Below are 13,658 nucleotides of genomic sequence, written 5' to 3' on the forward strand. Positions count from 1 at the left end.
AAAAGTGCTATTGCGATTATTTAAGAAAGTTGAGACAGTAGCCGAGCCATAATTTGCCACCGCCAAGTCAGCGTAGCCATCGTTATTTAAATCGCCAATCGCCACTGAATAAGGATTAGTGCCTGTCGTGTTGTCCACCTTGACGGCAAATGTTCCTGGAGTCGTTGTGCTGTTTATGAAAGTCGAAACAGTAATAGAACCATAATTTGCCACCGCCAAGTCAGCGTAGCCATCGTTATTTAAATCGCCGATTGCTACCGAGTATGGGCTGGTGCCCGTGGTTTTATCCACCTTGGCGGAAAAAGTTCCGTTACGATTGTTCAAAAAAGTCGAGACAGTTGCCGAGTTACTGTTCGCCACCGCCAAGTCCGCATAGCCATCATTGTTAATATCTCCAATTGCAACCGAATAAGGATTTAATCCAGTAACGTTATCAACCTTGTCAGTAAAAGCACCATTGCCATTATTTAAAAAAGTAGAGACCGTATTAGAAGCATAATTCGCAACCGCTAAGTCAATATACCCATCATTATTAAGATCACCGGTGGCAACTGAATAAGGACTGGCTCCTGTGGTTTTATTACCTTCTTTAGTGCCAAAACTAACACCCTCCCCATCTTTAACTTCCTTCCAGTCGGTTCCAGTATAGTAGGAAATCTTTTTCGTTCTGTTATTATATGAAAATTGACCTTCAGTTGGAGCTGTCGGCATAGTACTAGTCCCAGTCAAAACTAGTCCATTGCCACCAATATTAACCGTACTAGTCGCGCCCGGATTTAAATTGATGCTACTATTACTATTAATCGTAGCGCCGGCACTAAAGGTAATACTATTGGTGTCGATATAAGTTGAAGCATTGCCCACTTTCAGTGCACCTAGAACTTGAAGATTACTAGTAATCGTTGAGGTGCCGGTGCCACCGACATACATCAATCCGTCGAGACTTAATTTTGCCGATGCGGTCGTGGTACCCATCATAACATTGCCTGCATTATCAATATATATTCCCTCATCACCACCGTCGCCAGAGAGATAATTAGAGCCCAGGGCAATATTAGAGCTGGCACCAGAGAAAGTGAGTCCACCTGGAATAGTAACAGCGCCGACATTGCTAACTAGAAATTGTTGCGAACTAGTCGCGCCAACAGTAAGCATGTAAGAAGGGGTCGTGGTGCCAATACCGATATTACCATTTTGATATGCGGTCAAAGCTTTGGTTGCGCCATTAACAGTAAATATAACCGCTCCATTTCCAGCCGCAGTTTTAAACTCTAAGTCAGCATCTGCGTCCGTGGCCTGAAACTGCGTCCAAGCGCCTCTAATATTAATCTGGTTAGACACGGACATATATCCGCCAACATCAAGCGTAGTCATCAGTTCGGATACTGCCTTGCCAATCGCTACCCTGTTTGTTGCCGTATCAACATATAGCGTCGGTACAGTTCCAGTGGCCACATTTAAATTACCCCAAATATCCAGCTTGGCACTTGGACTAGTCGTTCCAATCCCAATCTTCCCATCACTAGCCACAAATAAAGCCGAAGTCGCCGTTAAGGCGTTGCCATTGGTAGCAAAATATGGAATATAGCCAGCTGTGCCAGAAGCAACCAAGTTTGGCAAATTACCCCAAGCGCCACTGGCATGTTTTAACTGAATCGTGCCAGCGTTATCATAAAAACCATAACCAGCTGTACCCGTCGCGGTACCAAAATTTAAATAACGATTAGAGCCTTCTAGGAGAGCATCACCGTAGACAGTTAGTTTTGATTGTGGTGAGGTGGTGCCGATGCCGAGGTAGCCGTTTGCATTCAATTGCACCTTCTCCGCTCCACCGATATTAAATCTCAGTGTTAGTCCGTCTAAAACTGTGCGACCGTTAGTGTTGCCGAAAGTGTTGATACCGTATTCTGCCGAATTAGCGCTTGACTTAGAATTAATAACAGCAATCTGCTCCTTCGTTTCACTGCCTACATAAGTATAAATTTGTCCATTATAAACTGTGGCGACTTTCTTTGAACCATCGGCGGACATAGTAAAGCTCTGCCAATTTCTATCAGAATCATTTTCCATCCAGGTGCTACCAGAATCAATTGAGATATACATTTTACCACCCCAAACTACTGCCGTTTGCTTAGTGCCGTCAGCCGACATGGCAACATCTTGCCAACCCCTATTTGAATCTTTGGCTGTCCAGGTCGCGCCACTGTCTGCTGAAATATAAATTTGACCACCCCAAACTACCGCCGTTTGCTTAACACCATCAGCAGACATGGTCACGCTAACCCAGTCTCTGCTTGCATCCTTGGCCGTCCAGGTCGCGCCGCTGTCTACTGAAATATAAATTTGACCCAAATTATTTACCACTGTTTGTTTGGTGCCGTCAGCGGACATAGCCACACTGCGCCAATCCCTATTTGAATCTTTGGCTGTCCAGGTCGCGCCACTGTCTGCTGAAATATAAATTTGACCTCCGTCAACTACGGCTGTTTGTTTTGTGCCGTCAGCGGACATGGCTACACTGCGCCAATTCCTAGTTGAATCCTTGGCTGTCCAGGTCGCGCCACTGTCTGCTGATACATATATTTGACCACCAAAAACTACCGCTGTTTGCTTAACACCATCAGCAGACATGGTCACGCTAACCCAATCTCTGCTTGCATCCTTAGCTGTCCAGGTCGCGCCGCTGTCTGCTGAAATATAAATTTGACCCCCTTCAACTACGGCTGTCTGTTTTGTGCCATCAGTAGTCATAGCGACGTCTTGCCAGGTTCTTGACGAATCTCGAGCTATCCAAGAGCTAGTTGGTTGCTTTATTACTGTATTGTAAAAAGAAAAATTATTGCTAGCATTTTCTTTGGAAAAGTAAGCATAATTGGTCGAATCAGTTGAATCAATTAAAGTTAATTGGCTAGAAGCGCTAATGATACCTGTGCCACCGGCAACAGTTAGCTTGTGAGCTGGAGTGGTGGTGCCGATACCAACATTTCCATTGGCATTAATTATAAATATTCCAGCATTTGTCGAAGTCGCTATTTGTAATAGATTTTCTCCCGTGCCACCAACAACGGTTAATTTGTACGTTGAGGTGGTCGTACCAATGCCAAGATTACCATTAGCATTCAATTGCATCTTCTCCGCTCCACCGATGTTAAATCTAAGTGATAATCCGTCCAAAACTGTGCGACCGTTGGTGTTGCCAAAAATGTTAATGCCGTATTCACTTGGATCTAGGCTCGCTTTCGAGCTAATAAAAGCAATCTGCTGTTTGGTTTCACTACCTACATAAGTATAAATTTGTCCATTCCAAACTACTGCCGTTTGTTTGGTACCGTCAGCCGACATCGCCACACCAGACCAACTTAGGCTTGATTCTCTAGCTGACCACGTTGCGCCATAATCTGCTGAGGCATAAATTTGTCCGTTGTAATCCACTGCAACCTGCTTGACACCGTCGGCGGACATCGCCACGCTCGCCCAACTTCTGTTCGAATCCCTAGCTGTCCAGGCAACACCACTGTCGGTTGAGGTGTAGATTTGACCTCCGCTATCAACGGCTGTTTGTTTGGTGCCGTCAGTAGACATCGCTACATCATACCAATCTCTCACTGAATCACGTGCTGTCCACGTTGCACCACTATCGGTTGACGTATAGATTTGACCGGCTAAAACTACAGCTGTTTGTTTGGTACCGTCAGCCGAGATGACTACACTGTACCAATCCCTCACCGAGTCCCGCGCTGTCCAAGTCGCACCACTGTCAGTTGAAGTATAGATTTGTCCGGCATTTGCAACGGCTGTTTGTTTGGTGCCGTCAGCCGACATGCTAATACCATACCAATTACGGGCTGAATCTCTTGGTGTCCAAGTTGCCCCGCTATCGGTTGAAGTGTAAATTTGTCCGCCATTAACCACGGCTGTTTGTTTGACGCCGTCAGCCGACATGCTAACACCATACCAATTACGGGCTGAATCCCGCGCTGTCCAAGTTGCCCCGCTATCGGCTGAAGTATAGATTTGTCCGCCAAACGCCACCGCGGCTTGCTTGACACCATCAACTGACATGGCAACATTATACCAATTTCTAGTTGTCTCTCTAGCCGTCCATGTATTCGTTGCTTGCTTTGTCACTGTATTATATAAAGAAAAATTACTACTTACATTTTCTTTGGAGAAATAGGCATAATTAGCAGAATCAGCGGAATCAATCAAAGTTAATTGATTGGAAGTGCTGGCAATACCAACTGAACCCATGACTGACAATTTTCGATCTGGAGTAGTGGTGCCAATGCCAACATACCCACCATCTTGGATTACAAAAACTGAATTTCCGCCATCTTTAAAATCAACAATTTTGCCAAGACCATTTTGGTTTATCGAAAGAGCAGCCCCACTCACGCCGATATTAGCAGTGGCCGTAATGCCTCCGCTTAACGTCAACGAACCATTGGCTATTACATTCCCCTGGGCGTTAATTCTAAACTTTTCTGAACCATCGACAGCTACTCCAAAAAGTGTATTGACTATTCCTCCAATAGTGCCGGTATTTTCATAGGCATAAGAAATGCCATCGCCACCAGCAGAACCAATAAGCAAATCTTTGTCACCATCATTGTCCAGATCAGCAAAGGTCGGGCTACCATAAGTTCCAATATCCGGTGTATTCCAAGAAGAATGAGCTGTCCATGTTGGATTAGATATAGTGCCCGTATTCTCATAACCATATGATACACCACTTGAATCGCCAATAATCAAATCCAAATCTCCGTCTCCATCTAAGTCAGCCAGAGTCGGTGCGGCGAAACCACCAATATCGGGAGCATCCCAGCTTGCAAAAGCTGACCAAGTCGGTGCGAATACTGTACCTGTATTTTTATAACCATACGCAATTCCAGAAGCCTCACCAACTAATAAATCTTTATCACCGTCATTATCCAAATCAACGAAAACCGGAGCGGCCATTGTCCCAATGTCTAACAAGTCCCATCCTGCCTGTCTTGTCCAGACTGGTGCGGACAATGTTCCAGTATTTCTATATGCATAAGACGAACCATCATTTCTGCCTATCAACATATCCACTAAACCATCGTTATCTAAATCAGTAAAAGCTGGCGAAGTATTATTGTCTTGCGCAGGAGCATCCCATCCCGCATGAGGCGTCCAAGATGGATTAAGGCTAGATCCGGTATTCTCATAGGCCAAAACTTGTCCATTGGTTTCACCAATCATCAAGTCAAGATCACCATCTGAATCTAAATCAATAAATGTAGGCGAAGCCTGATCACCGATATCAGGGGCATTCCAAGCGGACTTCGCAGACCAAGAGACCACACTTCCAACCGCATAAGCGGAAGGATTAATGTATAATGACCCGTCGCCAACATTTGAACCAACTGGAATTCTCGCAAATATACCTTGGCCACTACTATAAAGACCAGTTGTTGTTGCAAAACCAGCAGAAGAAACTGTAAATTGATTATTATTACCAACAGTTAACATTTGCGATGGCGACGTGGTGCCAATGCCCAGATAACCATTTTGCTTAATAACAAATAATGAGCTACCAGTCGAACTAGCAATATTTAGCAAATCCATTCCAGACGTCCCCCAAAGAGTTAGTTTCGCCAAAGCTGTTGAAGTTCCGATTATTATATTTCCAGCTGCATCAACCCGAAAAGATTCATCTCCAGCGCCAACTATGGTAGTCTGGAAACCGTTTGAGCCAATAGAAAGTTGACCAGTATTATCAACCGCAAACTCGGCGTAATTACTAGCATCGTAAGCCAATCTCAATTGGGCACCATTTGATGACAAAACCGTTAAAGCATTTGATGGCGTAGTTGTGCCGATTCCTAAATAACCGCTGGAATTCAAAACCATCTGATTAATCGCATTTGTTCGCCAAGTTATTTGATTATCAATTGAGAAATCAACTAAATTATCCGCATCTCGACCTAGTTTGCCAGCTGCTCCAAGATAAACAGCACTGGCTAATCCGAAGGTTGGATTGCCACTCACACCATCGCCATTCGTAACAAAAATTTGATCAGCCGTACCGGTTGCCGTTCGTGATGTATAGACACCGTTAGCTGTGCGCACCATTAGACCATTGGTAGCAAATTTAGCATCATAGAGCCAAGAGGATGAGCTGGCGTTAACGATATTATAAGCACTGGTCCAATTTGTTGAACTGGCGTTGACAGTAACAGTAGTGGCATTCCAAATCGAACTAGAGGCGATATAGGTATTAGTAATTGCAGAACCCATCCACGCCCCACCAATAACTTGACCAATGTTGTTTACGAGAAATTGTTGGGAAGACGTCGCGCCAATAGATAACATTTGCGACGGCGATGTAGTGCCGATTCCTAAATAGCCACTACTATTTAACACCATCCGCATCGCTCCATTCGCCTTAAACCCAATCTGATTCGCTGTGTTAAAATCAACATAATTATTACTATCGCTTCCAATTAGACCGCTGGTGCCGAGATAGACTGCGCTGGCGAGACCGAAGCTTGGGTTGCCAGAGACACCATCGCCGTTAGTGACGACAATTTGATTAGCGGTGCCAGTGGTAGTACGGTTGATATAAGTACCAGCGGCGGTGCGAACCATTAGACCGTTAGCGGCAAAGTCCGCGTCAGCAAGCCAAGTGTTGGTGTTGACGGTATTATAAGTATTTTGCCAATCAGTAGAACTCGCATTAATAATATTATATGCACTAGTCCAGTTTGATGAACTCGCGTTGACTGTGTTTGTCGTTGTATTCCAAATTGAGCTAGAAGCGATGTAGGTATTGGTAAGCGCTGAACCATTCCAAGTGCCAGCAGTGACAACGCCAGTACTGGAGACTAGGAATTGGGCGCCAGTCGTGGAACCGATAGTTAACATTTGTGATGCAGTGGTAGTGCCAATCGCTAAACCGGTAGAATTTAATTGCATCTTTTCTACTCCGCCAATATTAAATCTTAGTGATAATCCGTCTAACACTGTGCGGCCGTTGGTGTTGCCGAAGGTGTTGATGCCGTATTCAGTTGGGTCGGTGGAGGATTTGGAATTAATTAGTGCTATTTGTTGTTTTGCCTCATTACTTGCAAAGGTATAAATTTGACCCCCGTAAACCACTGCTGTTTGTTTAGTTCCGTCAGCAGACATAGCCACACTTTGCCATGAACGAGTTGAGTCTTTTGTAGTCCAATTTGCACCACTGTCAATTGAGGCATATATTGGACCATTGCTTGATACCAATGTCTGTCTAATACCGTCTGAAGACATAGCCACTCCTTTCCATGCATATGACGGCAGAGTCCCTGGAGTCCAAGTTACTCCACTATCAGTGGACGCGTAATTAGGGTATCCATTACCGACACCTGCTTGAACAACACCATTAATAGACACTGCGACATCAAGCCAGCTAACATATGATCCCCTGACAGTCCAAGTTACGCCACTATCAGTAGAGGTGTAGGCTTGCCCACCATTAGGGACTGCAGTTTGCTTTGTGCCATCAGCGGACATAGCTACGCTAATCCAATAACTACTTGGGCCTCTGGGAGTCCAAGTGGCGCCACTATCAGTAGAAGTGTAAAGTTGCCCAGGACTCCAATCTGTAGCTGTTTGTTTGGTGCCATCAGCGGACATAGCCACTCCATACCAACCCCTATTTGAATCTCTGGGAGTCCAAGTGGCGCCACTATCAGCAGAAGTATATATTTGGCCACCATTAACCACCGCTGTTTGCTTAGTACCATCTAAAGACATAGCCACTCTCCTCCAATTTCTATTTGAATCTCTGGGAGTCCAAGTGGCGCCACTATCGGTAGAAGTATAAATTTGACCACCATAAACTGTCGCTGTTTGCTTGGTACCGTCAGCGGACATAGCAATGGATTGCCAATTCCTATTTGAGTCTCTAGCTATCCATGTACTTGTTGGTTGTTTTAAAATCGTATTATACAAAAACAAATTATTACTCGCACTCTCCTTTGAGAAATACGCATAATTAGCCGGATCGGTAGAATCAATCAAGGTCAACTGATTAGAGGTGCTAGAAATAGCCGTGTTACCAATTATTGATAATTTGTAATTTGAGCTTGTAGTCCCAATACTAACGTTGCCGGTATTGTAGTAAATATCCGAGCCACTAGTTGTCCACTGTGAAGAAACTTTATTTGACCATTCAGATGAACTAGCAGCAATAACATCGTAAGCCATAGTCCAGCTTGATGAACTAGCATTGACCAAATCAGTTGTAGCATCCCAAGTGTTCGATGCCGCACTCAGGTCAATCCCTTCCACCGTTCCCATCCAATTTCCGGCCGTATCTAGCGTAATTGTGTTGCCAACATAAGACAAAAGTGTCGAACCGCCCGTATTGGCAACAGCTAAATCAGTATTGCCGATATGAATCGTTGTCGTCGCCGTTGAGGTGCCATTGCTTAAATATAAAAAACCGGTCGAACTAGCCAGGTTAAGACCAGTACCACCGTAAGCCAAGCCGATAATGCCGGCCTGCCAACTACCACCAGTCACCACACCGGACTTGCTCACAATAAACTGGCTACCAGCATCTAAACCGACAGTCAACATATTATTAGCGCCCAAAGTGCTAGTCCCAATTCCCACTCGTCCATCATTGGTAATTGTAAAAATCCCCCCCGGAGTATTGCTAGCCGATAATTCCATCAGATTGCCGCTGCCGTATTGAGTACCCCAGAGCAATGATGAGCTGGTGGCATAGCGAACATTCACCCCGGTTTCAAAATAGCTCGCATTCACTCGACAATAACCATCCAAACCGCTGCAATTATCATATTCGCCAATCAAACCGCTCGGACTGACACAGGTAGCGCCGTTATGGATTTCACAACCATCAGTCAAGGCTGGACCTTCAGCATTACAATCAAAATAGTTAGTATTACAGGTCGCTGCGCAACCGGTTTCATAGTGCGCATTAGTTCCTGTTGCCGTCACGCCAATCTGCACTTCGCAACCATTGCCGTCAACATAAGAACCGTCACAATACTCGTAACCAGTGCTACAGGTGCCACAAGTCGCTACACCTGCCTGATTAGCCGCACAATCAGTTTTACGATGCACTGTTGTACAAGTAGAGCTGGCATTACACCACCAATCACCATTATTACTACAATAACCACCACTCGCACTAGAATCGGTAGCAAAACAATCCAAAATATATCCACCCGGCAAAGCACCGGAATAAATCGTATTGGAAGTGCCACCTGCTACCGGTGGATTAATAGTATCTGTATCATAACATTGTGCAATATTACCAGAAAGCGTGCCGCAAATATCTAAATCATCACAATTTTGCCCTGGATAATAAGTTTGATTAGTCGAAGGACAACTAGCGGGATCAGTTACCCAATAATTCGCCGCCAAAACACCCTTAAATACAAAAAAACCTAATACCAAAACAAAAAATGGTATTAGCTTCGCTAATTTTATATTATTCTTTCTCAAAAGCATGGGGATGCGCATGAAGAAATATTTAATTAATCTGAGTTCGTTGTAAAATTAAATATTTTTGTTTTCTGTCTGTTTTTATTTTGCTTTTGTTTTTAACTCTATTTTAATGACTGGGTCTCTTTATCCACAGATAGGATTATTATACCATTTTTTTCCTTTTTCACAAAAAATTTAACAAAAGAAACTATACCATATTCTTGCTATATTTACATCAGTTTTATTACCTATCGAAAATTCAAATTTTTGTTAAATTTCAAATTTTTATTAAACATCATCGAACTGCCAGTTTGTTGAGACATTGTGGTGGTAGAAATATATGCTCCATAAGCTGTACCGCCCTCATTAGTCGCAAAGGTTCTAACATAATACATCGTATTAGGACTTAAATTTGGAATTTGCATCTTAAAAGGCCCAACTGGATAATTACTCGACTCAGAAACCGTCCAAGTGCTGGTCGCCGTGAGACCATATTTAAATCCTCTGACAGTGACCGGATCGGAACCGACAGAATTAATGACACCGTTCGCCGTTAAAATTTTGGAGGCGACCTGGGTTGACGATGCTGTTGTAACGCTAGGCAATATATAGTAAATCAATCCCACAGCATCAAGCACTGGCGTGCTGGTACTGATTAATGTTTCAAATTTTATTTTGTAATAAAAATTCGAACCAGACCAGGATAGGCTGGACAGACTTATCGCCGTCGATGTTGACAAGTGATATCCGCTCGACATGCTTTGCCAAGCCCATAATGTCCCAGAAGCATTATACCAATTCGTATTATCTTGACTAAACTGAACACTAATCGTTGTTGACGCCGGCAAAGACGACACATTATAGCCAAAATAATTTATCGAATCCGCCGTTATACCGCTTAAATAATTATTCGACAAAAATACACCATAATTAGAATATCTAGGTCCTTCGGGAGTCGTAAAACTCCGCTCACCGCCGTAGCCCCAGCCGATGCTGTTGTGGGCTTTGGCGCGGTAGTAGTAGGTGGTGCCTGGCTGAAATTGCGCTATCTTCATTTGGAAGCTAGTGTTTATGGCGTAGTTACCAGATTCGACAGCTGAGCCAACTATATAACTACCCGTGCTTGTTCCCCATTCAAAACCTCTTTGATCGGCATTTTCTCCGTTCGTCGCGGTGATTGTGCCATTCAACCAGGCTTCGTATCGGGAATAGACATATTCTGAATTGGTCGTTACCGTGGGAATAACGAGCGTATCGTTGTAATTTACCGCCACATCTTGCACTGTCGGCGATGAAGTTGAAGCGGTGGTTTCCAATTTTAATTTGTAATAAAAATTTGCGCCCACAAAATTCAATCCGACTAAATCAATCGCATTTGTTCCGCTAGCTAGCAAAGTCCATGCCCCGACGGTATTGGAGGCGTTATAAAAATTCGTACCGTCTTGGGAGAATTGGACGCTAACTGTCGTACTGGCGGGGATGGTGGTGGTGGCGTTAAATATAGTCAGGACATAAACACTGGAAACGCCGGAGAGAATATTCGTGGAAAGGAGGGTGCCTTGGCTAGAATAAGCAGGCACAGCCGGAGTGGTAAAACTCCTCTCACTGCCATAGCCCCAGCCGATGCTGTTGTGGGCTTTGGCGCGGTAGTAGTAGGTGGTGCCTGGCTGAAATTGCGCTATCTTCATTTGAAAAATGCTATTTATGGCATAATTACCAGATTCGATGGCGGAGCCGACTATGTAACTGCCTGTGCTGGTTCCCCATTCAAAGCCTCTTTGATCGGCATTTTCTCCATTGGTAGCGGTGATTGTTCCGTCCAACCAGGCTTCGTATCGGGAATAGACATATTCTGAATTGGTTGTTACCGTGGGAATGAATGGCGTATCATTGTAATTCACGGCCACGTCTTGCACTGTCGGCGACGTAGTTGAAGCGGTAGATTCCAGTTTTAATTTATAATAAAAATTCGCCCCTACCCAATTAAATCCGATTAAATTAATAGCATTTGTTCCGCTGGCTAGCGAAGTCCATGCCCAGGCGGTATTGGAAGCGTTAAAAAAATTCGTACCGTCTTGGGAGAATTGGACGCTAACTGTCGTACTGGCGGGGATGGTGGTGGTGGCGTTAAATATAGTCAGGACATAAACACTGGAAACGCCGGAGAGAATATTCGTGGAAAGGAGGGTGCCTTGGTTGAAATAAGTAGCCGCCTGTGTCTTTCCGGCCATGACAAAACTAAACAACAAAAATCCGAAAACGAAAAATATTAAGTTTTTGTGTAAAATCTTTGCCATACATTCCACTAAAAAGTATCACGTAACCATTTAGTTTATACCTTAACTATAATTATGTTAATAAATTTTTATTACCGCACAAATCATAAAAATCACATTAATCACAGTTTAGAAATTTTTAATAGGTAAATATCATATCCATGTTTTAAATACCAAATTACTAAAACCCTAAACCTAATTTGACCACCCCCGAACACAACGGACGTAATATCCGATAGACTTGTTAAAGTTGGGGTTTGGCGTTCCAGTATTAAAAAAGACGAGCCAGGCATACGCAGCGCTACTCTCCGTAGAAGACCAATAACCACTAGATATAAAATTATTACCAAAAGTTGCTCTATTGGTGTATATACAACTAAGTTCATCCTTGGTTGGCAAGCGACCACCTAGCGCCTTGCAAGCTTCACGTGCTGGATAAGTGGCTCCAAAGATAACTGTATTGTCAGCAACCAGATTATCTGTTTGCCCTCCGGTAATTGAGCATTGTGGCGGGTCGCAAGCAGTGTCGACATTTTTCCACATATTTGGCGAAACATCCGTCCGAGCAACCAGCAAGCCATTACCATCAGCCAAAGTGCTTGTACAAACCGCAGTATCAGCACAAAACCAAGGACCATTGTCACAACTCTGCTCCTTCAAAGTCACCTCCCCCGTGCTAGTCGCCACCGTCGTCTGCCAAGTCGCGGCCACCTTACTGGTGCTGGTAAACGTGTCCGAAACCATCACCCCCCAAACAACCGCCCCACCCGCCAAAACAGCTACCGCAGCAATAAGTGCCACCGTCGGAATCCGGAAAATAGTTTTCGATTTCAAAGATTTGAACATAAAATTATTTTTACAAATTTATTATATATTTATTATAGCATTTTTTTCTTTTTCTCAAAAATTTTTTATTGGAGTTATTTCTGACACCATTCACAATAAGACGTCCCCCGCCCGGCGATTTTTTGTTTAATTATTTTATGGCCGCAACGCAAACACTGCAAATTTTTGCGACCATAAACTTTTAATTTCTGAACATAATTACCCTTGCGCCCTTCCGCGTCACGGTAATTATTAAAAGTCGTGCCTCGATATTTAATGGCATTTTTAATTACCGTTCTGGAATTCTTCCAAATCTCTTCAATTTCCCCTTCAGACAAACTAGCCGCACGACGATCTGGACGTACTGCTGCCGCGAATAAAATCTCATCAGCATAAATATTACCGATCCCAGCAATCAAGCTCTGATCCAAAAGCACCGCCTTGATTAGACGACTCGTTTTTTGAAATATCTTTTGTAAATATTTTTTCTTAAATTCCTTCTCCAATGGCTCCGGTCCATACTTCGCTAGCACTTTTTGTAGCTCTGCCTCATTCACTAATTGCCAATAGCCAAATTTACGTAAATCATTGAAATAAAGATTGGCGTTATCTGCAAAGCGCAAAATTATTCGCGTATGCCGATTTGGCAAATCTTCCATCTCCTGACCGTGACCACCGGCAATATAAATATCCTTACCGCGCTGTCTTGCCTGATAAATCAGTTGTCCTGTCATCTTTAAATGAATCAATAAATAATCACCGCCACTTAATTTAAATATCAAAAGTTTGCCCTTGCGGTTTATCTCCACGAAAAAGGCCTGCACAATTTTTTTTTCAAAATCATTGGTCAAACGAACACTGCCTTTATTTGTGAGCTCTAGGGCAGTAATTTTCTTGCGCACGATTTTCGCCCGCAAGTCATTTTTAATTGTCTCAACTTCCGGCAATTCTGGCATACATTTAAACTCCCTCGCCCCGCCGGGAGAGGGCTGGGGTGAGGGAGCATTATTAAAAATGCTACATCTGATATTATTTGACCGCTCTACCTCACCCTGCCCCTCTCCTGCAGAGGAGAGGGAACTATATAGCGCT

Annotated in this window: 4 protein-coding genes; all 4 read right to left on the minus strand. The window is 43.7% G+C overall.

From position 1 onward, the window contains the following. The coding region (locus KKD45_03335) for a VCBS repeat-containing protein (protein MBU4309537.1) at positions 1–9,501 on the minus strand (9,501 nt) is incomplete at its 3' end. 212 nt (positions 9,502–9,713) lie between these two features. Then, positions 9,714–11,762: a hypothetical protein gene (locus KKD45_03340; GenBank protein ID MBU4309538.1), complete on the minus strand. Its 2,049-nt coding sequence runs from the start codon at positions 11,760–11,762 to the stop codon at positions 9,714–9,716. A 174-nt stretch (positions 11,763–11,936) separates the two neighbouring features. Further along, positions 11,937–12,587 carry a DUF1566 domain-containing protein gene (locus KKD45_03345; GenBank protein ID MBU4309539.1) on the minus strand — a complete coding sequence of 217 codons (651 nt, stop codon included), beginning with the start codon at positions 12,585–12,587 and terminating at the stop codon, positions 11,937–11,939. A gap of 74 nt (positions 12,588–12,661) precedes the next feature. Then, positions 12,662–13,522, minus strand: a complete 861-nt coding sequence (gene mutM, locus KKD45_03350; GenBank protein ID MBU4309540.1) for a bifunctional DNA-formamidopyrimidine glycosylase/DNA-(apurinic or apyrimidinic site) lyase — start codon at positions 13,520–13,522, stop codon at positions 12,662–12,664. Between the last annotated feature and the right edge of the window lie 136 nt (positions 13,523–13,658).

It is taken from the genome of Patescibacteria group bacterium (genome assembly GCA_018897195.1).
Classification (GTDB): domain Bacteria; phylum Patescibacteriota; class Patescibacteriia; order Patescibacteriales; family UBA12075; genus JAHILH01.